This is a genomic window from Micromonospora sp. NPDC000668, from assembly GCF_042897975.1.
Taxonomy (GTDB): Bacteria; Actinomycetota; Actinomycetes; order Mycobacteriales; family Micromonosporaceae; genus Micromonospora.
Map to the genome: position 1 here is coordinate 323,945 of NZ_JBIAYP010000008.1, position 20,557 is coordinate 344,501.

The 20,557-nt window shown below is 69.5% G+C and carries 23 protein-coding genes and 1 pseudogene; 14 read left to right on the forward strand and 10 right to left on the reverse strand.

Features of this window, described 5'->3' with window-relative positions; all coding sequences use genetic code 11:
- Nucleotides 1-109 precede the first annotated feature (109 nt).
- The 3 genes from ACFY29_RS33300 to ACFY29_RS33310 all read left to right on the forward strand — a co-directional run bounded on the left by ACFY29_RS33300 (nucleotide 110) and on the right by ACFY29_RS33310 (nucleotide 2,776).
- Entirely contained in the window at nucleotides 110-1,249 is a 1,140-nt protein-coding gene (locus tag ACFY29_RS33300; RefSeq protein WP_328417818.1) for a sensor histidine kinase, read from the forward strand.
- Nucleotides 1,246-1,908 carry a response regulator gene (locus ACFY29_RS33305; RefSeq protein ID WP_386992499.1) on the forward strand — a complete coding sequence of 221 codons (663 nt, stop codon included), beginning with the start codon at nucleotides 1,246-1,248 and terminating at the stop codon, nucleotides 1,906-1,908. Before ACFY29_RS33300 ends, ACFY29_RS33305 begins: the two co-directional genes overlap by 4 nt.
- Before the next feature lie 208 nt (nucleotides 1,909-2,116).
- Complete coding sequence (locus ACFY29_RS33310; protein WP_386992501.1) at nucleotides 2,117-2,776, forward strand: DUF2306 domain-containing protein; 660 nt, start codon at nucleotides 2,117-2,119, stop codon at nucleotides 2,774-2,776.
- Nucleotides 2,777-2,827: 51 nt separating this feature from the next.
- On the opposite strand, the gene ACFY29_RS33315 is transcribed toward ACFY29_RS33310, so the two are convergent.
- Both ACFY29_RS33315 and ACFY29_RS33320 read right to left on the reverse strand, forming a co-directional pair.
- A complete protein-coding gene (locus ACFY29_RS33315; protein ID WP_386992503.1) occupies nucleotides 2,828-4,243 on the reverse strand; it encodes a low temperature requirement protein A in 1,416 nt (471 codons plus the stop codon).
- A 245-nt stretch (nucleotides 4,244-4,488) separates the two neighbouring features.
- Entirely contained in the window at nucleotides 4,489-4,923 is a 435-nt protein-coding gene (locus ACFY29_RS33320; RefSeq protein WP_386992505.1) for a glutaredoxin domain-containing protein, read from the reverse strand.
- A gap of 63 nt (nucleotides 4,924-4,986) precedes the next feature.
- Here ACFY29_RS33320 and ACFY29_RS33325 point away from each other — a divergent pair, with 63 nt between their 5' ends.
- On the forward strand, nucleotides 4,987-5,163 hold the full coding sequence (locus ACFY29_RS33325) for a hypothetical protein (RefSeq protein ID WP_386992507.1): 177 nt from the start codon (nucleotides 4,987-4,989) through the stop codon (nucleotides 5,161-5,163).
- 141 nt (nucleotides 5,164-5,304) lie between these two features.
- Here the strand turns inward: ACFY29_RS33325 and ACFY29_RS33330 are convergent, their stop codons facing one another.
- Nucleotides 5,305-5,730, reverse strand: a complete 426-nt coding sequence (locus tag ACFY29_RS33330) for a hypothetical protein (protein ID WP_386992509.1) — start codon at nucleotides 5,728-5,730, stop codon at nucleotides 5,305-5,307.
- A 151-nt stretch (nucleotides 5,731-5,881) separates the two neighbouring features.
- Here ACFY29_RS33330 and ACFY29_RS33335 point away from each other — a divergent pair, with 151 nt between their 5' ends.
- The 3 genes from ACFY29_RS33335 (at nucleotide 5,882) to ACFY29_RS33345 (ending at nucleotide 8,237) form a co-directional block, all read left to right on the forward strand.
- Nucleotides 5,882-6,523, forward strand: a complete 642-nt coding sequence (locus ACFY29_RS33335) for a DUF998 domain-containing protein (RefSeq protein ID WP_386992511.1) — start codon at nucleotides 5,882-5,884, stop codon at nucleotides 6,521-6,523.
- A gap of 39 nt (nucleotides 6,524-6,562) precedes the next feature.
- On the forward strand, nucleotides 6,563-6,934 hold the full coding sequence (locus ACFY29_RS33340) for a YciI family protein (protein ID WP_386992513.1): 372 nt from the start codon (nucleotides 6,563-6,565) through the stop codon (nucleotides 6,932-6,934).
- Between the two features lie 64 nt (nucleotides 6,935-6,998).
- The gene (locus tag ACFY29_RS33345; protein WP_386992515.1) at nucleotides 6,999-8,237 is read left to right on the forward strand and encodes an RNA polymerase sigma factor; all 1,239 of its coding nucleotides are present in this window, start codon (nucleotides 6,999-7,001) and stop codon (nucleotides 8,235-8,237) included.
- A gap of 205 nt (nucleotides 8,238-8,442) precedes the next feature.
- Here ACFY29_RS33345 and ACFY29_RS33350 read toward each other — a convergent pair whose 3' ends face one another.
- Both ACFY29_RS33350 and ACFY29_RS33355 read right to left on the reverse strand, forming a co-directional pair.
- Nucleotides 8,443-9,627: a peptidase M23 gene (locus ACFY29_RS33350; RefSeq protein ID WP_386992517.1), complete on the reverse strand. Its 1,185-nt coding sequence runs from the start codon at nucleotides 9,625-9,627 to the stop codon at nucleotides 8,443-8,445.
- A 279-nt stretch (nucleotides 9,628-9,906) separates the two neighbouring features.
- Entirely contained in the window at nucleotides 9,907-10,284 is a 378-nt protein-coding gene (locus ACFY29_RS33355; protein WP_386992519.1) for a YbaB/EbfC family nucleoid-associated protein, read from the reverse strand.
- Nucleotides 10,285-10,470: 186 nt separating this feature from the next.
- Between ACFY29_RS33355 and ACFY29_RS33360 the strand changes: the two genes are divergently transcribed.
- From ACFY29_RS33360 to ACFY29_RS33375, 4 genes are all read left to right on the forward strand, one after another.
- The gene (locus tag ACFY29_RS33360) at nucleotides 10,471-10,794 is read left to right on the forward strand and encodes a hypothetical protein (protein ID WP_355610546.1); all 324 of its coding nucleotides are present in this window, start codon (nucleotides 10,471-10,473) and stop codon (nucleotides 10,792-10,794) included.
- A 5-nt stretch (nucleotides 10,795-10,799) separates the two neighbouring features.
- Nucleotides 10,800-11,294 carry a hypothetical protein gene (locus tag ACFY29_RS33365; protein ID WP_386992521.1) on the forward strand — a complete coding sequence of 165 codons (495 nt, stop codon included), beginning with the start codon at nucleotides 10,800-10,802 and terminating at the stop codon, nucleotides 11,292-11,294.
- 115 nt (nucleotides 11,295-11,409) lie between these two features.
- Entirely contained in the window at nucleotides 11,410-11,919 is a 510-nt protein-coding gene (locus ACFY29_RS33370; RefSeq protein ID WP_386992523.1) for a DNA/RNA non-specific endonuclease, read from the forward strand.
- Between the two features lie 12 nt (nucleotides 11,920-11,931).
- Nucleotides 11,932-12,267 (forward strand): immunity protein YezG family protein, encoded by a 336-nt coding sequence (locus ACFY29_RS33375; protein ID WP_386992525.1) that lies wholly within the window; start codon nucleotides 11,932-11,934, stop codon nucleotides 12,265-12,267.
- 301 nt (nucleotides 12,268-12,568) lie between these two features.
- Here ACFY29_RS33375 and ACFY29_RS33380 read toward each other — a convergent pair whose 3' ends face one another.
- Nucleotides 12,569-14,011, reverse strand: a complete 1,443-nt coding sequence (locus tag ACFY29_RS33380) for a PLP-dependent aminotransferase family protein (RefSeq protein WP_386992528.1) — start codon at nucleotides 14,009-14,011, stop codon at nucleotides 12,569-12,571.
- A gap of 47 nt (nucleotides 14,012-14,058) precedes the next feature.
- Between ACFY29_RS33380 and ACFY29_RS33385 the strand changes: the two genes are divergently transcribed.
- The 3 genes from ACFY29_RS33385 (at nucleotide 14,059) to ACFY29_RS33395 (ending at nucleotide 17,278) form a co-directional block, all read left to right on the forward strand.
- The gene (locus ACFY29_RS33385; protein ID WP_386992530.1) at nucleotides 14,059-15,411 is read left to right on the forward strand and encodes an FAD-binding oxidoreductase; all 1,353 of its coding nucleotides are present in this window, start codon (nucleotides 14,059-14,061) and stop codon (nucleotides 15,409-15,411) included.
- Between the two features lie 114 nt (nucleotides 15,412-15,525).
- Nucleotides 15,526-16,524: an RNA polymerase subunit sigma-70 gene (locus ACFY29_RS33390; RefSeq protein WP_386992532.1), complete on the forward strand. Its 999-nt coding sequence runs from the start codon at nucleotides 15,526-15,528 to the stop codon at nucleotides 16,522-16,524.
- Between the two features lie 298 nt (nucleotides 16,525-16,822).
- Nucleotides 16,823-17,278 (forward strand): DUF6069 family protein, encoded by a 456-nt coding sequence (locus tag ACFY29_RS33395; RefSeq protein WP_386992534.1) that lies wholly within the window; start codon nucleotides 16,823-16,825, stop codon nucleotides 17,276-17,278.
- A 48-nt stretch (nucleotides 17,279-17,326) separates the two neighbouring features.
- On the opposite strand, the gene ACFY29_RS33400 is transcribed toward ACFY29_RS33395, so the two are convergent.
- From ACFY29_RS33400 to ACFY29_RS33415, 4 genes and pseudogenes are all read right to left on the reverse strand, one after another.
- Nucleotides 17,327-17,956, reverse strand: coding sequence for a hypothetical protein (locus ACFY29_RS33400; protein ID WP_386992536.1), 630 nt, complete (start codon nucleotides 17,954-17,956; stop codon nucleotides 17,327-17,329).
- A 336-nt stretch (nucleotides 17,957-18,292) separates the two neighbouring features.
- Nucleotides 18,293-19,300 (reverse strand): NAD(+)/NADH kinase, encoded by a 1,008-nt coding sequence (locus tag ACFY29_RS33405; RefSeq protein WP_355610528.1) that lies wholly within the window; start codon nucleotides 19,298-19,300, stop codon nucleotides 18,293-18,295.
- A 133-nt stretch (nucleotides 19,301-19,433) separates the two neighbouring features.
- Nucleotides 19,434-20,063 (reverse strand): VOC family protein, encoded by a 630-nt coding sequence (locus tag ACFY29_RS33410; protein WP_386992537.1) that lies wholly within the window; start codon nucleotides 20,061-20,063, stop codon nucleotides 19,434-19,436.
- 169 nt (nucleotides 20,064-20,232) lie between these two features.
- Nucleotides 20,233-20,557: pseudogene (locus ACFY29_RS33415) on the reverse strand (amylo-alpha-1,6-glucosidase); the annotation flags it as partial.

Here is a 20,557-nt window from a genome sequence, read left to right on the forward strand (position 1 = left end):
GAGAGCGCCGTCGTCGACCTCGAACAGCAACCAGGCCGCCCGAGCGGGGTAGCCATCGGTCGTACTTTGGGACGATCTGGAGTCGCACCACCGTTCGTACGATGGGCCTATGCACCCTCGCCTGCACGCTGTGTTGGCCGAGCCGCGTGTCTCACATGCCCCGCCCCGTGTGTGGCGCGACTGGGCGTTGATCGCGGTCTTCGCGCCGGCGATCGTGTTGGAAGGGATCTTCCGGCCCGATCTGCCGTGGCGGGTGGGCTGCGTCGTCGTCGCGCTCGCGCTGCTGCCCACGCTCCTGTGGCGGCGTACGGAGCCGCTCGCGATGGTGGCGATCGCGTTCGGCTCCACGACGGTCGGCCCATTCGTGCTGCCCGGCGATGCCTGCCAGATGTTCACGGCGAGCTTCCTGGTCCTACTGGTTTGCGCGCTGTTCCGCTGGGGTTCCGGCCGGGATGCCGTAATCGGTTCGTTCTTCGTGGTGGCCAAGGTGGCCGCCGCCGGCCTGTCCGGCTCGATCAACGGCGGCGAGTTGGTCGCCGGCTTCGCGGTGATGTTCGCCGCCGCCACGCTGGGTACCGCGATCCGCTTCCGCGCCGCCGCCCGGCTGCGCGAGCTCGATCAGGTGAAGTTGTTGGAGCGCGAGCGGCTCGCCCGTGACCTGCATGACACGGTGGCCCACCACGTGTCGGCGATGGCGATCCGCGCCCAGGCCGGCATCGCCGCCTCGGCGAGCCAGCCGGGCGCCGCCGTCGAGGCGCTCCGCACAATCGAGGCCGAGGCGTCCCGTGCGCTTGCCGAGATGCGTGCGATGGTCCGCGTCCTGCGCCGCAACCAGCCCGCCGACCTGTGGCCCAGCCCGCGGGTCGCCGACATCGAGCGGCTCGCCGGCCGCTTCCGCACCGGGCCGGCCGTCGACGTGGATCTCCGCGGCGACCTCGGCGACCTTCCGCCCACGGTCGGCTCCGCGCTCTACCGCCTGGCTCAGGAGTCGGTCACCAATGCCCGTCGCCACGCCCGCCATGCCACCCGCATCGAGGTCAGCGTCGCGGCCGACGACACCTCCGTGCGCCTGCGGGTCAGCGACGATGGCGAGGCCGGCGCCGCCCGCCCGACCGGCTCGCCCGGTTTCGGCCTGGTGGGCATGATGGAGCGCGCGGACTTGCTCGGCGGCACCTGCGAGGCCGGCCCCAATCCCGACCGTGGGTGGACCGTCACGGCCGTGCTCCCGCGCGAGGGGGTCGGCGCGTGACGGTACGCGTGCTCGTGGCGGACGACCAGGAGATCGTCCGTACCGGCCTCACCATCATCTTGAACACTCAGCCCGGCATCGAGGTCGTCGGTGGGGCTGGCGACGGCCGTCAGGCGGTCGAGCTCGCCCAGCGGCTCCGCCCCGACGTGTGTCTCTTCGACATTCGCATGCCAGGCATGGACGGCATCGAGGCCACCCGGGCGCTCGCCGGGCCATCGGTCCCGGATCCGCTCGCGGTGGTCGTCATCACGACCTTCGACCTCGACGAGTACGTGTACGCGGCACTGCGTGCCGGCGCCCGCGGCTTCCTGCTCAAGGAGGCTGGTCCCGACCTGCTCAGTCAGGCCGTGCACGCGGCCGCCAACGGGGACGCGCTGATCGCGCCGAGCGTCACCACGCGGCTGCTGAAGGCGTTCGCCGACGCGGGTCCAGCCGCTCCGCGGAAGCAGCCAATCGAGGCGCTCACCGACCGGGAGGAGCAGGTGCTGGTCGCCGTCGCGCGGGGACGCACCAACAAGGAGATCGCCGACGAGCTCTACATCACGTTGAGCACGGTCAAGTCGCACATCACCAGCCTGATGACCAAGCTCGGTGTGCGTAACCGGGTCGAGGTGGCGATGTGGGCGTACGAGACCAACCGCAGACGGGCGCGCTGGTGACGGAGCCGATCGGGTAGGAGATGGCCACCGCCATTCCTCCAGCACCCGTTCGGCCGGCGTTACCGTCCCGCCCGTCGCCGGGGTTGGCGACGAGTGACGTCGACCGTTGACCGGCGGAAGTACGACGACGGCGTACGACCATGGGCCGGTCCGATTGCGGCCCATGTGCCGATGAGCAGGGGCGGGTGCGGCGTCCACCATCGATGGCATGACAATGCGCGAGTGGCGGCTACCGGCCGCGTTGATCCTGCTGGGCCTGATACCGATGGTCGCTGGTGCGGGACGGCTTACCGAGCTGGGCACCGGACCGGAGGTCACCCCAGCGAACGCTCGCTTCGTCGCCGAGCCGCTGCCGGTGGTGCTGCACATCGTCGGCGCGGTGGTCTACACGATTCTCGGCGCCTTCCAGTTCGTGCCCAGCCTGCGCCGCCGCCGCTGGCACCGCCTCGCCGGCCGGGTGCTTGTTCCCTGCGGACTGACGGTCGCGCTCTCCGGCCTGTGGATGACCTTCGCGTACGACCTGCCGGCCCATGACAACGACGTGCTCGCCGGCATGCGGCTCGTCTTCGGCTCGGCCATGGCCGGAGCGATCCTGCTCGGCCTCGCCAGCGCGCTACGCCGGGACTTCGCCCGGCACCGCAGGTGGATGGTGCGCGGCTACGCGATCGGCCTCGGCGCCGGCACCCAGGCGTTCACGCACGCGCCGTACCTCGTCGCGACCGGCGAACAGCCCGACGGGAACGTTCGGGCCGGGCTGGTGCTCGCCGGTTGGTTGATCAACCTTGCCGTGGCCGAGTGGTACCTGCGGCGTCCGGTCCGCACAACGCAGTCTCGACCGGCTCGTCAGCCGCGTGCCGCTGCCCGGTGACCGCGCTGTTGCCCCTAGATCGACTCTGATTGGCGGGGTAACGGGCACGCGTCAGCGTGGTGGCGAGGCTTGCTCTAGTGGGCGTCCATGGGCGCGGATCGCGTCCGAGACGGCGACGCCGAGCAGGACGGCGGCAGCTGCTGCAGCGACCCCGAGTGGCGGCAGGCCGACCATCACCGGCGCTAAGGCCGCGAGGACGAGGATCCCGATCGGCCGTGGGCGGGACACGCGGGCGAAGGCCACGTGCTCGAATACGGAGCGCCCGGCGAGGTAGAGCGCGGGCCCGCCGAGGATGGCGCCGACCCAGGCGGGTTTGGCGTGTCCGGTTGGATCTATGAGGACGAGTTCGGAACCGGCTGAGGTGACGAGGATGCCGGACACCATGAGCAGGTGGGAGAACTCGGCCAACCGACCGAGCCGGCCGGGATCGGCGGATGCCGCGATGGCCTCGCCCAAGATCTGGCCGGCTCGGTAGAAGTAGATCCGCCACAGCAACACCGTGGTGAGGAACGACAGTGCAAGGGCCGATGTTCGTTCAGCCACGATCGGACCGCGTAGAAGACTCGATCCGGAGGTCAGGATCGTCTCACCAAGCGCGACGATGACGAGCTGCCAGTAGCGTTCGGCTAGGTGCTCGCCCGCGACGGCCCACGGGGACACCTTCGAGCGACCCAGCCACGGAACCGGCCAGCCGAGCCTGCCCGCCACGTAGTCGATCGCCAGGGCCAGCGTCCACAGCGAATTGCGCGTCAACTCTGGTGCGAAAGCTCCGGTGATCCACGGCACGGCCGACGCGCTGAACCAGACGAGCGCCAGCATGTTGACGCGGCGCAGATCGTGACCCCGCACGGTGAGTACGAAGAAGAGGGTGCGGCCCACCTGGATCACGACGTACGTGCTCGCGAAGAGCAGGCCGGTCTCGGCGAGAGCCCCGGATATCGCGACCGCAAGGAACAGGCTCCCGAGCATCGTCGCGAGGACGACGAACTGGATCGCCGGCTGGTACGGGTCGAATCTGCTGGTCGTCCAGGCCGTCTGGGCCCAGATCCACCAGAGGGCCAGGAGCAGCAGCAGAGTCTCGCCGTTTTCCGAAAGGGAAGTGGTCAACGTCTCGGCGACGTGACCCCTGGTGTAGTCCAGCACCAACTCGTGCACGATCCGGGTGAGCGCGAAGACGTACACCAGATCGAAGAACAGTTCCAGGAAGGTCGGCCGCTGCGGACCCTCACGCTTGCGCAGCAGATTGGCCACCCTGTTCGTCGTCACCAGCCCGCCCGCTTCGTCGGCTTGTCGCTGAAGCAGTCGTACCACGGCGCCGCGCCGCCCACGGATAAGACGCCCGTCCCGATGCCTGAAGGGCCTGACGGCCGACGACGGCTGCCGCCGCGCCCAGCGTTGTGCTCTCCCATTCAGGGAACGGCCAGCTGACCGACGTGCTATGCGCGTTCCGCGCAGGGCTGACCCCACCGCAGGCAACGACTACAGGACGTGACAGCACGGGCTGGCCTGCCCGCCCGGCGCCTGGTCACCGCATCCGCCGCCCTCGCCGCCCACCTCTCAACTCCCCCAGCAACCGCCACGCACGACGCCGGACCAATCGACCACCACGATCGCGCGGCCTGACGCACCACCCGAACCCCGAGACAGCCGTCGTGGTCCGGCTCCGGGTACGGCGGCGCCATCCGTCGACCCTCGCCGGGTGACGGGCGTGCTCAGGACGAGCGGAGCTGCTCGCGGAACCAGGCCCGGTCGGGGTTCACCACAGCCTGACCGCCGAGCACGACGGTGGGCACGGTCTCGTTGCCGCCGGCCACCGCCCGGACAGCGGCAGCACCCGCCGGATCGCGCCAGATGTCCACCCAGTGCGCCCGCCGGGCGAGCCGGCCAAGGGAGAACCGAAGCTGGAGGCAGTAGCGACAGCCAGGTCGCCAGTACACAATCGGCCGGCCATCCGCCGCGCTGGCCCGCTGCGCCTCGGCGGCGTCCACCGACCGGGGGAACGCCCACGGCGACAACAGCAGTGCCAGCACCAAGAAGACCAACAACTCGGCGCCGCCGACGGCGGGCAAACCGGCGCCCAATTGCGCCACCGCCACCAGCACACCGCACGCCGCCATCAGGATCGTCAGAGTCCACCGCCGCAGCACGCCGGGGACCCTACCGCCAGATACGCGGATGCGCCGCTCTCGCTCGCCACCCACGGCCCAAACGTGTCCCGCATCATCGATCAGAGCCTGGGCGGTAGCGCGGTCAGCCCCGATCGAATGATCGAACACTTGTACGACGCCATGGTGGAGGACGTGGCCGGGACGCTGGTGGAACGGCATCGCTGCCGGCTGCGCCGGGGCGGGCAGATCGGTGCAGGTGCGGCATGTGGACAACGGTGAACCCCACCGGACCGACAGCCCTCAGTCGCGCCCGTGCGCCATCACCGGACGGCTCACGGAGGTCGGGCACAGAGTTGAACACCCTGCGCCCAATCTGCTCCCAAGTAGAACGCGACGGCCGGTCGGTGCGGCTTTCCGATCTCAGATTCGGGTCATGGTGGAGGCGTAGCCGCCTCCGCCGGGGTAGGTCCATTCGCCGGTGACCGTGGTGTCGTCGGCGCTGAACGTGCCCTCGTAGTAGGCCGGACTGCCTTTCGCCCCGGCCCAGATGGTCAACTTGTCGCCGACGATTTCGTAGACGTAGTCGAAGGTGTTGCCGGCCGCGTCGTAGAACCGCGACACCACGTCCGTGCCGACCGGCTCACCGAACGGGTGCAGGTTGCCGATGACTTCCAGACCGGTTACGGGTTGGCCGAACTGGCTCAGTTCGACGTGCTGAAGCAGGAAGAACCGGCCGGCCATCCACTCGTACCGCACGCTTCCCTCTGCGCCGCCGGTCACCGACCAGGTGCCGACCAGACGGTCCAGGGCGGTCAGTTCGGCGCTCGGCTGAGTGTTCTCAGACATCGTGTCCTCCTCGGTGGGTCGTTGTCGGTACCTCGGAGGCGACGCCTTGGGCTCTGACATCGACGTTATGTGACCTGGGTCATGCTCCCGGAATGTCAAAGTTCGCGGTGCGGCCACGAGGTAGCGGCAAGCACCCACCAAGGAGGAAGTCATGGCCACCGTCGCCGCCACCGTTCCCGCCGTCCGCCGCTCGTCCGACCGCCTGCTCCTCGCCGGCGGCCTCGCCGGACCGGTCTTCTTCGCCTCGGCCGTGACGCAGATGCTCACCCGGGAGGGCTACGACATCACGCAGCACCCGATCAGCCAGCTGGCCACCGGAAGTCTCGGCTGGATCCAGATCACCACATTCGTGCTCGCCGGCCTCGGCGGGATCGCCCTCGCCGTCGGTGTCCGGCGCACGCTCACCGAGGGCACCGGTCGGCGGGCAATGCCGATCTTCGTCGGGATCTTCGGTGCCGGGCTCGTCGCGGCTGGGGTGTTCACCATGGATCCGGAGTACGGCTTCCCGGTAGGGACCCCTGACGGGCCGGTCGGCGAAATGTCCTGGCACAGCATCGCGCACTCGGCGGCGGCCGCCATCGCCTTCACCGCGCTGGCCATCGCCGCCATCTTGCTGACCATCCGGCACGTCCGCCGTCGGGCCGCCCTGCCGGCGGTGCTGAACGGCCTCGCCGCGCTCATCCTGCTGATGCCGATGTCGTCGAGCCACATGAGCATCCAGATCGCCGTGAACGGCCTGGTCGCCTTCACCTGGACGACGGTCGTCGCCCTCTCCCTGCGCCGTTCGAGTTGATCGGCGTAGCGTGATCCGACCCCGCGAACGAGGATGACCATGAAATATCTACTGCTCAGCTACACGCCGTCCGCCGCCTGGAACGCCGCGACCGCCGACACCCCGTCGGAGGAGGCGCTGGCCGCGTTCGCCGCGTACCAGCGGTTCGAACAGGAGCTGATCGAGACCGGCGAGTTCGTCAGCAGCGAAGGACTCGGTCACCCGGCGGTCAGCACCACGGTCCGCAGGACCCCGACCGGCGTGGTGGCCACCGACGGCCCGTTCGTCGAGCTCAAGGAGGTTCTGGCCAGCTTCGCGGTGATCGACGTGGGCAGCCAGGAGCGCGCCGTCGAGATCGTCTCGCGGATGGTCGAGGCGCTGGGCGTGCCGATGGAGATCCGGCCGATCATGGGAGAGGACTTCGCGGCATGACCCGCCGCGTCCCGCGTCGCCGGACAGCGGCAGACCGGGAGGGCACACGAACGGCAGCACCGGCGTGACGCCGGACGTCGAGCACCTGCTGCGCACCGAGGCGCCGCAGGTCCTCGGCGCGCTGGTGCGGCGCTTCGGCCACTTCGACATCGCCGAGGACGCGGTACAGGAAGCACTGCTCATCGCCAGCAGGACGTGGATGGCCGACGACGTGCCGGAGAACCCGCGGAGCTGGTTGATCCGGATCGGGTACCGGCGGATGGTCGACCTGCTCCGCACCGACCAGGCTCGACGCCGCCGCGAGCGGCTCGCCGGCGTGAGCGAGCTGGCGATGCAGGACCCCGCCCGACGGGCCCGTCCTGTACTGGAGACCGACGAAAGCCTCACGCTCCTGCTGCTGTGCTGCCACCCAGCGCTGAGCCCCACCTCTCAGGTGGCGCTCACGCTGCGTGCGGTCGGCGGCTTTACGACCACGGAGATCGCACACGCCTACGGGACGGCCGAGAACACCATGGGCGCCCGGATCAGCCGCGCCAAGCAGCAACTGGTCCGCGCCGGCGCCCGGTTCACACCGCCGACTGACGCTGACCGCGTCAGCCGGATGAACGCCGTCATGCAGGTGCTGTACCTGATCTTCAATGAGGGCTACACCGCCTCCACCGGAGACGAGCTCGCCCGCGTGGACCTGACCCGTGAGGCGATCCGGCTGGCGCGCATGCTCCGCGACTCCCTGCCGGACGACCCCGAGGTGACCGGGCTGCTAGCCCTGATGCTGCTGACCGAGTCGCGGCGCGCTGCCCGTACCGACGACGACGAGCTGGTGCCGCTGGACGAGCAGGACCGGGCCCGGTGGGATCCCGAGCTTATCCGCGAGGGCACCGAACTGATTGACAGCGTCTGGCGGCGGCGCGAGGTCGGCACGTACCAGCTGCAGGCGGCGATCGCGGCCGTGCACGCCGCGGCCGCGTCGCCGGACCGGACGGACTGGCCACAGATCGCGGCGCTGTACCTGGGTCTCGAACGGCTCAGTCCGACCGCGCCGGTACGGCTGAGCCGGGTGGTCGCAGTCGCGCACGCGTACGGGCCGGCCCGAGGGCTGGCCCTGCTCGACAACCTCAACCGGGTTTACCATCTGGACGAGGAACCGCTGACCCGGCAACGCGAACGCGCGATCCGCGCACATCTGCTCGAGATGACCGGAGACACGGCCGGCGCGGCGGCGCGGTACCGCGAAGCAGCCGCCCTGACCCAGAACAAGGTCGAACAGCGATACCTCCAACGCCGAGCCCACCGGCTCGGCTGACCGATGATCGTCGGCAGGGACCAGCTGCTCGACGCCCTTCAGTGGAGCGCCTCCACCCGTCGGGCGGAACCTTCAGCCCCCGGGCGGCATGTCCCTGCGACGCGGCGGATCCAACCTCGCCGCGTCGCAGGGTGTGCGCCCCGCCGTCGTGGTGGTGCTACCGGCCACCGACACCGGGTGGCGCGGGTGGGCGCGGGGTGGCGCGTCAGCACCAGCCGTTGACCGGGTTGGCCGCTCCGGTGTAGTGATACGCGTCGGGGATCCAGGTGCCGTCGGTGAGCCGGTTCCACAGGGCGGTGGTGCCCCAGCGGCCGGTGTGGGTGGTGCCGTTCGCCGAGCAGGCCACGGCCGCCGTGGCGCCGTCCGCGATCGAGCCGACGACGCCGTACCCGGTGCCTGGCCCGGACCGTCGACTGATCGATGTGCCGCCGTTGCTGTCGATGATTCCCTCGGTGAAGCCGAGCGGGCCGTAGTTGTAGAGCGCCCCGCCGACGTTGACGCGCTTCGAGCCGTGCAGCGCGTAGCCCTCGTAGGCCGTGCTGCCCTCTCTCGGCACCCACTTGCCCAGGTTATGGGTGGCGATCGCCACGTATGCGCTGTTCTGCCGGAACCCCAGGTGTACGTGCCGACTGCTGGCGGAGCCGCCGCAGGTGATGTCGGTGCCGGTGTCTCCGAGGTAGGTGCCCGCCCCGACGGACGCGCCGTCGACGTTGAGGTTGTTCCAGAGGTGGTAGTAGTCCGTGGTGTACCCCCGGTCGTGGACCACCCGGATCCAGCCCTTGCACATCGTGTACGCGGTGCCGGCGCGCACGGCCAGCACCCGCTGGTCACCGCCGAACAGGTCGATCGAGCTGAACGGTCGCGGGGAGCCGGACCAGCCGTGCGGGCCACCTCTGAGGGTCCAGGACTGGCCGAGGGCGAACGGCAGGCGCATGCCGGTGCGGAAGTCCCCGTTGGCGGCCAACGTGCCGGGGGCGGTGAAGGTGTCCCTTTCCCGTTGAGCGACGACGGAGGCAGGCGCGGCCGCGGCCAGTTCGGTGAAGTTGCCCTCGCCCTCGAAGGCGACCTGCCAGCCGCCGCGCTGCTGGTGGGCGACGAAGATCCAACCGGACGGGTAGAGCCCTTCCTCGTGCGGGGCGACGAGCACGGCGGTGCCGAAGGCCCAGGCCCGGCCGTCCCGGCGGGTGACGGTCACCCGGGTGTCCTCCACACCGGCGGTGCGGATTCCCGGGTCCGCCGCGACCGCGGCCTCCTCGAGCAGCTTGTCGCGTACGGCGGTGGTGACGTCGGTGGCCGGCGCGGCGTGGGCACCGCTCGGCACGGTGCTGGTCATGGTGGCAACGAGCAGGATCGCCGTGGCGGTACCGACCCAGCGTCGAGTACTGATCATGTCCTCTCCAGAGGGGGTTGAGAGGCTGACATATACCCGAAGGACGATATACGTGAGATTGATTTGTGTCTATGAAGCGTGGGGGGCTGCGCGGGACGTGAATCCCTTGCCGCCGGCATCACCCCCGGCGCCGACGACCGGCCACGAACCGTCGCTGGTCGAGCAGGTCGCCGCCCGCGTCGCCGTAGCTTCCGCAACCGCAGCCGCACACCGGCCGGAAAGCAGGTAGTCCTGGCCGCGGTCAGGCTGATGCTTCGAGCGCCGGCACCTCTGAACTCCCTATCGTGACGCGCGAGCGGCGGCTTCCTGCTGGGCACGGGTCATAGCGGCCACGAACGAGCGCATCTGCGGAACGGCTGCCTCCTGGATCTGCTTCAGTTGCGCCATCATCTCGGAGAGGTCGACCGACGGCCCACCGTGGCCGCCCTGAGCCTGCTGCTCGTCCAGGGCCGCGTTGACCGCCTCGACGATCGCGTCGGCGACGCGCTCCATCGGCAGTCCTTTCAGCCCCGGATCGAGAGTCAACGAGGCGAGCCGTCCATCCGCACCCAACTCTGCCTCGACCCAGCCGTTCGCGGCGCTCGTTCGGACCGGCTCGGCACCGCCTGTGGCTACTTCCTGCACCTTGCCCGCGGCGGCGACCACCTGGTCCAGCATCTCCGAGAAACCCTCGCTGCTCGGACGCATATCCGCTCCCCCGTCCCATCGGCCTCCTTTGAGCGTACGAACATCGCCCTACACGCCGCGACCCCCACGTGACCGCGAGACCTTTTGCGTGGCTGAAACGTTGACGTCGGCCGATAGAATCGTGCCGCCAGAGTCCGTCGCGCGATCGGGGGAACCGTGCCAGGCTTCGACGTGCAACCTGAGGCGATTGTCACCGCCGGCAATAACCTCGCCTCCACCGGCGATGATTTCCTTGAGCAGTTGGCAGCGTTCGAGGCCGCCACCGCCGCCTACGACGGCGCCTGGGGTGACGACACCATCGGCACCTACATCGGCACCGCCTACGGCCTCGTCTCCCAATGGGCACTCGACTGCTGGTACACCGTCGCTGATGAACTGGCGGCCGCTGGCGACGACCTCGTCGGCGTGGCGGAAGCCTACGAACGGATCGAAGCGGAGGCCTTCACCGCGCTGAGCGCCCTCGGCGAGAGCCTCGGCTGACCAGCATGGGACTGCAGCTACCGGGCGAACTCGTGTCCATCCTCGGCATGCTCGGCTACGACTGGCCCACCTCGGACGAGGAAAAGTTGTTCCAGCTTGGGCATCTGTGGGTGGAGTTCGCGCCGAAGATGGAAGCAGCGGGTGCCGCTGCCCTCGCGTCAGGCTCGGCCTATTGGGACAACAATCAAGGCGAGGCGGCCCAAGCGTTCCAAACCTGGTGGAACGGCGCCGACAGCCCGGCGAACGCGCTTCAGCAGGGCATCCCCGGGGCCTCGCTTGTCGGGGCCGGGCTCATGGTCTGCGCCGGCGTCGTCCTCGCCCTCAAGATCCAGGTGATTGTGCAGTTGGCGATCCTTGCTGTGCAGATCGCCCAGGCCATCGCGACCGCCGTCGCGACGTTCGGTGCCTCCCTCCTCGAAATCCCGGTCTTCAAAATGATCACCTCGCTGATCCTCGATCAGCTCATCGGCATGGCCGTCGAGGCGGTGCTCAATGGTTAGACGCCGAGGCAGACCAGGGAGCGGACGACGCGCGACTCCAGGCGGCGCACCCAACGCACGCGGACCGATCGGCGTGGGAGGGCGGGTCATCCCCGCTCCGCGCACACGCACCCGGGTGCAGTTCGACGCCGGTCAGCCCGGAGGGTGGAACCGGGCGGTGAATCGGCGCAAGCTCCAACCCAACACGACCTACGTCGAACGCACCACCGGCTATACCTACAAGACCGACTCCAAGGGCCGGGTCACGCACTTCAGCGGCCGTCTCCAACTGGTGGATGGAAACCGTAACGCCTACCAGCAGCGCGTCGCCGGCAAGCCCTTCCGCAAGCTAACCGACCAGGGCGGTCACCTGTTCGCCCATATCTTCCGCGGTCCGGGCGAGCGCATCAACCTCGTGGCGATGGACTCCAACCTAAACCTGTCCGCCTGGAAGCGAATGGAGATCAGGTGGGCGCGAGCCCTGGACCCAGACCACCCAAGCCCCGGCTCGGGCTCCAGCCCAGTACGGGTCGAGGGCCGGGTGCACTACGATCCAAACTCAGCGTCAACCCGGCCCACCGCGTTCACCATCACGGAACAAATAGGTAACGGCCCCAAACGCACCAACCGATTCCGCAATCCATGAGAGGTGCCGTAAGTGCCCGACGGTAGTGACAGCGACATCATCACTAGGATCGGGCAGATCCTCATGTCGATCCTGCCCGACAACGCGGCAACAATCACCGTCAACGGTGAAGCCGACATTGACTACGCCAACGCTGCCCTAGAGCTCCGGGGCCTCGACGGCACTGTGTTCTATTTTGGATGGGACGACAACCCCGACGAGGCCGTCGACGAGATCGCCGACCTGCTCATCGACCTGCGGCAAGTGATGGCCGAAGACGGCAGCGAGCCGTGGTACGGGTTCACCATGGCCGTACAGAGTGACGGCACCTTCGAGGTCGACTTCTCGTACGAGCCCCCAACTGACTGATGCTCTCCGTGAACGCATCGATAGCCTCCGCTGCTAAGGTGCGCGCCGCTGACGAAAGCGACGCATCACCCACCTGCGGACGCTGACCCGCATCTGGTCGACCCACCACGCCCCAGCGTCGACCGGCGAGGACCCGGCCGGGCAGGTGTGGCGGAGTCCGGTTCCGGCAGGGCAGCGGGTGGATCCGCGGCAGGAGCGTCCGGTTCAGGTCGGGGCGTCCGATGTAGAGGCTCGTCCGCGGATCCATGATCCAACATCCGCTTTTCGGCACGACCGGGCGAGCTACGGCAGGAGCCACTCGTCACGGTATGTAGCGCGGCTCGCGGCAGATGTGCGCACGGACCTCTGCGACCGCGTCGGCAAGGGCTTCCACTCCGTCTGTGATGGCGCGTTCGGTGAGGGTGGCGTAGCCGAAGATCAGCCCGCCGGGTCCGGCGGGCCTCAGTCGGTACCGGGAGACGCCTTGCACGGCCAGCCCGTGCCGGGCGGCGGCAGCCACGACCGCGGCCTCGTCGAGGTCGTGCGGGAGCCAGGTTACGACGTGTTGGCCCGCCGCGACACCGACTGGTTCCAGTTCGGGCAGCCGTGTGCGCAGCGCGGCCAGGAGTGCGTCGCGGCGGCGGCGGTAGACCGGGCGCATGCGCCGCAGGTGCCGGTCGAATTCGCCGCGGGTGAGGAAGTCGGCGAAGGTCAGTTGGTCGATGACGGGAGAGCCGCGGTCGGCCAGTACCTTGGCCGCCGTGATTTCGTCGACCAGGTGTGACGGCGCCAGCAGCCAGCCGAGGCGCAGCCCTGGCGCCAGGGTCTTGCTCGCTGTGCCGCAGTACACAACGGTGTCGGGCGCCAGCCCCTGCATGGCGCCGATGGGCGAACGGTCGTAGCGGTACTCCGCGTCGTAGTCGTCCTCGATCACCACGGCGCGGCGACGCTGCGCCCAGCCGATCACCCGGGCCCGCGCGGTGGCCGACAGGACCCCGCCGGTGGGCCACTGGTGCGAGGGCGTCAGCACGACGGCGTCCGCGTCGGTCTGTTCGAGCTCCTCGACGAGAATGCCGTTCGGGCCGACTGGGACGCCGATCACGTCCAGGCCGGCGGCGGCCGCGACGAGGCGGGCGTCGTCGTCCGCGGATGGGTCCTCGACGGCCAGCCGGCGGGCGCCGCGCGCCGCGAGCACCTGGAGCAGCAGCGCGACGCCCTGGCCGTAGCCACTGCAGATCACGACGTTCTCCGGGCGGGCCGACGTGCCGCGGACCCGGTTGAGGTAGTCGGTCAGGGCTGCGTGCAGTTCGGGCACGCCACGCCCGTCGAGGTAGGCGAAGTGTTCGTTCGGCGTGGTGGTGAGGACCGTGCGCACCGAACGCAGCCAGGCGGCCCGGGGGAACGACGACACGTCGGTGCGGCCGTACCCGAAGTCGATCCGGGCCGCCGGCCGATCTCCGCCGCGGCGACCCGCCGGCGTCGGAATCGGCTCGACCGCGACCTGGGTGTAGCCGCCCGCCCGACTGGTGAGGTAGCCCTCGGCGACGAGTTGCTGGTAGGCCTCGACCACGACGCCGCGTGACACTCCCAGATCGGCTGCGATGGTGCGGGTGGGTGGCAGGGACGTCCCAAGACGCAACCGGCCGGCCCGGATGCTGCCCCTGATCGAGGCGGCGATCTGCCGGTGCAGCGGTTCGGCCGCGGACCGGTCGACATCGATGAGCAGGTCCTCCGCCGTGCTCGAATTGGTCCTGGTTCGGCCCATGCAATCGGACCTTACCGGGTGTACCGATTTCCGTCAGGCTCAGACGTATGACGACAGCGACCAGCCCCCGCTTCGACGGCCGACTCCTCACCCCGGGCGACCCGGGTTACGACGCGGCCCGCACCGTCTGGAACGCCATGATTGACCGCCGCCCGCGGATGATCGTGCGGGCCGCGAGCGTCACCGACGTGGTGACCGCGGTGCGCCTGGCCCGCGAACTCGACCTGGAGATCGGGGTGCGCTGCGGCGGGCACAACGTGGCCGGCCTCGCCGTCCCCGCGAACGGCCTCATGATCGACCTGACCCCGTTGAACGGCGTTCGGGTCGACCCGATCCGGCGGCGCGCCCGGGTCCAGGGCGGCGCGCTGCTCGGCGCACTCGACCAGGCGTCGCAGCCATACGGCCTCGCCACGACCGCGGGTAACGTCTCGCACACCGGGGTCGGCGGCCTGACCCTCGGCGGCGGCATGGGCTGGCTCGCCCGCCAACATGGGTTGGCCTGCGACAACGTCGTCTCCTACACGATGGTCACCGCCGACGGGGAGGTTGTGACCGCGAGCCGAACCGAGAACCCCGACCTCTACTGGAGCCTGCGCGGCGGGGGCGGCAACTTCGGCATCGTCACCGACTTCGATTTCCAACTGCACCACACCGGAACGCAGACCCTGGTCGCCGAGTTCGATTTCCGCGCCGAGGACGCCGTGCCGGTGCTCGAAGGCTGGCGGGACCTCAACGCCGTCGCGCCGCGGCAGGCGACCTTCACCGCCGATGTCCACAGCACGGCCAGCGGCCCTGTCGCCACAGTCGGCTTCGTATGGGTCGGCGACCCTGCACAGGGTCACCGGTTGCTGCCGGCGATGCGCGCGCTCGGGCGCCCGGTCGCCGAGCGGGTCACCACCCCGTCATACCTCGAACTCCAGCAACGCGACGACACCACCGGCGGCCACGCCTACCGCCGGTACTCCAGCGCGCACTACCTGCGGCAGTTCCCCACCGCCGCGATCGAGGCGTTCCTGCTGCGCGGCGCGTCGGACCTGCAGGCCGGCACCCAACTGCCCGGCGTCGGCCTGCAGGCGCACGGCGGCGCCATTGCCGACGTCGCCGACGCCGACGCCGCATTCAGCCACCGCGGCACCACGTTCGAGTTCGGCGCCGGCTCCCGCTGGACCGAGCCATCCGAAGACGACACCCGGATGGCAGCGGCTCGCACTGCCGGAGCCGCGCTCGACCCGTACGCCGACGGCGTCTACGTCAACTCGCTCGCCGCCGACGAGGGGCAACGCGGGGTACGCCGTGCATACCCGGCCGACAAGCTCGCCAGGCTCACCGCCCTCAAGACCATCTGGGACCCGCACAACGTCTTCCACCTCAACCACAACATCCGGCCCAGCCACGCCTGAGCGAACACCCGACTGCCGACTGGATCAGCCACGCCGACCGACCCGAGTGATGAGTTGTCGCGCCCGCACCCGTCATACCTACGACGGGACACGACGAGACGGAAGGATGACGTGATGAGTGGGGACATGCGGCTGGAGGAGCTGGGCGTGAGCGGGCTGGGCGAGGTCGACGAGCCGGCGTTCTCAGGGCTGGCGGAGCGGCACCGGCGGGAGCTGCACGTGCACTGCTACCGGATGCTCGGGTCGTTCGAGGACGCCGAGGACACCGTGCAGGAGACGTTCCTTCGTGCCTGGCGGCGGCGGGAGACCTTCGAGGGGCGGTCGACGTTCCGGGCCTGGCTGTACCGGATCGCCACCAACGCCTGCCTGGACCTGCTCGCCAAGTGCCGCCCGGAGCCTGCGACCGGCGGCGAGGTGCTGTGGCTGCAGCCCTACCCGGACCGGCTGCTCGACGAGCTGCCCGCGGGCGACGCGGACGAGCCGGAGACCGTCGCCGTCGCCCGAGAGACGATCGAGCTGGCGTACCTGGTCGCAGTCCAGCACCTCGCGCCGCGCCCGCGGGCCGTGCTGATCCTGCGAGACGTGCTCGGCTGGCCGGCGAAGGACGTCGCGGAGCTCCTCGGGGACTCCGTCAACTCCGTGAACAGCGCGCTGCAGCGGGCCCGCGCCGGCATGCGGAAGCACCTGCCCGCCGAGCGGCAGGACTGGACCGGCGGCGAGGAGGACGCCGGGACGCGCGAGCTGGTGCGCCGCTTCACCGACGCGAGCGTGGCCAAGGACATCGACGGGCTCGCCGCCATGCTGCGGGACGATGTCCGCTACTCGATGCCGCCCACGCCGGGCCTGCACGTCGGCCGCGACACGGTGGTGAACGACTGGGTCGAGGATGGCTTCGCAGACATGGGGCGCCTGCGCGGCGTTCTGACCGCCGTGAACCGGCAGCCCGCCGTCGCCTTCTACCTCTGGCGGGAGCAGGAGTGCGCGTACCTGCCGCTGACGATCGACGTCCTGCGCGTCACCGGCGGGGCGATCACCGAGATCGTCACGTTCCACGACGACCAGTTCCCGCGGCTCGGGCTGCCGGAGCGCCTGCCGGCGGACGGTACGGAGTAGTCCCGGTGTGGACGCTCGTGCTGCGCGGTGGCGCGCGTGTCGCGGTGGTCGCGGCGGAGTGGTGCGACGCGTTCGGCGTCGTCACCCGTGGGCGGGTGCAGCTGGAGCTGCGCGACGGCGAGCCCGGGCCGGTCCTCGGACGCGACGCCGGGTTCTGGCTCCGCGGCACCGGCGTCCGCGCCCTGCGGAACCCCGGCCGTCGTACGGCGAGGGTGCGCATCGTCACGCCCAGGGCCGGGACCGTCACATGCCAGGCAACACACCCCGTACGCCAGTTACCGAATGATGGAGGAACGACATGAACAGCATGAATGACAACGGGGTCGTCGCAGGCCCGGCATCGGGCCAGACCAGCCACATCCACCGACTCCGCGGGCTCGCCGGCACCGGCTTCATTGCCACGCTCGCAGCGATGGTGGCCACCACCCTCGCCGCTGCGCTTGCCCAGGCCGTTGGCGTCGACTTCGAGATCCCCGATGGTGGCGAGACGATCCCGTTGTCCGGGTTCACCGTGGTGACCGGCTTCTTCTCGGTCGTGGGCATCGTCATTGCCGTCGCTCTTCTTCGTTGGAGCGCTCGCCCCGCCGAGCGATTCGTGTGGACGGCAGTGTCGCTGACCGCGATCTCGTTGGTCCCGCCTCTCGTCTCCGGGGCAAACACCGCCACCATCATCGCCCTCCTCGGGCTACACCTCGTCCCTGCGACGGTGATGATCCCCACCCTGGCGCGGAGCCTCCGCACCCGGACCGACTGACGATCCCGCAACGGGACAACGTGCGGCGCAAGGGCGTGCGCGAGCGCACTAACGTGGCCCCCGGTGCTGCCACCCTCCATTCCAGGCGCCGGTACCAGCCGCTCGGCGGGCGAAACGCCAACGGGCCACCAGGGCACCCGCACCAAACGGCGGGGCCTTGGTGGACCGGTTATGGCGCAAACGCGGAGGGCAGGCCGAGTTCGGCCCGGGCCGCCTCGATGAATCGGCGCTCGGCCTCCCACAGCGCGTCGAACCGGTCGGCCGGCAACGCCTCGACGCCGCTATCCGCCCGCACGGCCGCCAGGAGCCGGGCTGGCGCATCAGCTCCGACGAGCCGCTCACCACCTCGGATCGCCCGGCCAACAGCCGGAGCGCGGTCTTGGTGCTCTCCAGCCGCTCCCGGTAGCGGCTGCCCTCGTCGTCGAAGAACGGCATGAGATCACCCGGATCACGTGGGCGCGGCACCGCGATGATGCGGGCGGCCGGGTTGAGGACGAAGGCCACGTACTCCCGGACCGCGCCGATGAAATCGGTGTACGCGTTCAGCCGGATGTCACGCCAGTGTCGGTCCTGGTCGCGCCGCCACAGCCGGTCCTGGGCCCGGACGGTGAGCCACCCGCCGATCAGGACCGCCAGCATCGTCGTCGTCGCGGTGACACACGCCTGGATCAGACTCACCGACATCACCGTTCGTGTTGATCTGCAAGGCACCTGACCGTCCATTGTCGCCCGCTCCGGAAGTCTCGCAACGACCCGGACCCGGCAGGTGCCGGAGGCGTGGCTCAGGGAGGGGCGGGACGGACGTGCCCGTACCGGAGATGGGCAGGGTGAGCGAAATACCCACCCTGCCCGCCGGGGGGAAACGGAACCCGACGAACGCCGACTTCGGAGGCAGCCACGGGCCGGGGCGGGTCGATGACTTCACTGCTCAAGCCTGCCTCGATCTTGCCAACGCTCAATGGAACGGCACCCGATGACGTGCCAAACGTTCACCCGAGCGAATCGCTGCGTCCATCACGGCTCAGTACGCCCGGCCTTGCGGGGCGTGCCCGAAACGGTCGGCGGTCGGCCGGGATGAGCCTGCTCGAGTCTGGCCTGCTCGGCCCTGAACTGTTCGGCCCGTTCCCGCAGCTCGGGCGGAACGAGCTCGAGTAGCTGGTCGGGGCGCAGTGGAAGGTCGAGCAGACTCAGCTGGACTCGTTTGCGCTGCTGGTGGATACCCGGATCGAACCGTACGACGTTGACCGCGTCTTCGTTGAGGCGCAACTTCAGCCCGTCGCCGGGCTTGAGCATACCGACAGGCGTCCCGTCGGCCGTGATGCGCAACGACGCATCCTCCGACGGGTTGTACAGCTCCACGCCGTCTTTGCCGCCTAGCACGACCGACCGACTGATGCCCGTCATGGGTGCAACCGGGGTTAGCGCGATCGACGGTGCAGACGGTGAGATGACCGGCCCGCCGGCGGCATAGTTGTAAGCCGTCGAGCCCGTCGGTGTGCATGCGATGACAGCGTCGCCGCAGTAGTAGCCGTGCCGCGAGCCGTTGACGAGCAAGTCGACTGTCATGCTCACCAGCGGCTCGGACGCCGTTACCACGACGTCGTTGAAGGCGGTAACGCCATCGTCGTTGGTGATGATTTCCAAACAACTGTGGGGTTCCAGCGTGTAGTCGCCGACTACCAGGCGGTCCAACGCCGCTTCCAAGCCGGCGGGAGAGACCTCAACGAGGAAGCCGACCTTGCCGTAGTTGACCCCGAGGACCGGCTTGTCTCGCCCCACGACCAAGCGCATGGCGCCAAGCATCGTCCCATCGCCGCCCAGGCTCACCACCGCGTCCAGGCGGTCGACGAACGCGGCGGCGGCGACCGCCTCGATATCTGGCCCGACCAGCGGCGCATCTGCCTCCCGCACAAGCAAGGTGCCGCCATACTGATGCACGAAGCGCTTGATGACATTTACCGAGTCGAGGACCGGCTTGGACGGGTGAACCACCAACCCAAACGTGACCTGCCGCTGCCCCATGCGGCCATCATCCCGGTAGCGGCGCTTCCGTGTTGCCGAAAGCCGGGCAGGGTGCCATACAGCTTGCCGGTACCGATGACCGGACTTGCTGGCCTTGGCTTCGTCCGCGGGAACGGGCGCCCGAGCAGGTCAGCTATTCGCGGCCGACCCAGGTGGCGACGCACACCTCATTGCCTTCGGCGTCAGCCAGTACCCACCACATCGGCGCGTGCGCATCGGAGACCAGGTGGCCGCCGGCGGCAAGGGCGGCGGCGATGCGAGCCTTGGCCTGATCGTGCGGGACAGCGACATCGAGGTGCATGCGGTTGCGTTGTGGGCGCGCCCCGTTCATTTGCTGCAACCCGAAGCCCGGGCCGCGGCGCGACGGGTCGAACAGGTAGTCGTCGCCGATCTGGCGATAGCCGAGCAGGGCACGCCAGAACGGCAGCACTTCCGCGCCGACGAGTGCGTCGAGGGTGACGTTGATGAGCTGAACGGCGGTCGGGTCGGCAGGGATGTCCAGTTTCTTGGCGGCGGCCGAGATCCGCCGGGCCAGCGCGATGTCGCGCAGACTCAGGGTCACTGTGACGCCGGCGTTGCGCAGGTCGATGTTGAGATACTGATGCTGTGCCTCGTCTGCGAGCCGGCCGATCTCATCGACGAGCGCGACGCCCCTGGCCAGCGAGCCGGTCGGGAAATGGGCCGAGACCACGTGGTAGAGGCAACGCCAGTCCTCGACACCGTCGGCCGCGTGGAACTGCCCGGCCGTGATCTGCACAGTCATGCCGGCGAACCTAACATCGGCGGCGCGTCGGACGCCCATGCGAGCAGCCAACACTGAGTACCCCCCTCCCCCGCTCCCGGTGGTCCGGAAGTCACGAACCCAAGAACCGGCCGCCGAGGGACCGATTGGTGCACTCAGCTCTGCCTCATCTGCTCTTCTGAGCGTCGATTCAGACGTATCCAATGGCGTCGATCCGACCCCACCTGCCGGGAATGTCGAGCAGCTCGATCCGACTGAATTTTTCGGGCAGGGCCGGCGCCACCACCAGGTCATCCCCGTACGGCTCCAAGCCGAGCACGGTTCGCAACAACAGGAGTGGCGTACCGGTGGACCCGGCCTGAGGGCTGGCCGCCGTCGGGTACTGGACGGGGTTCCTCGTCAGCTCGCGGTCGTAACCGCCGAAGGCCTCTGGCAGTCGACCGTCGAAGAACTCGGCTGCGTCGATGATGCCCTGGGCGATGTGTGCGGCTTCCTGGGTGAAGCCGTAGCGGCGT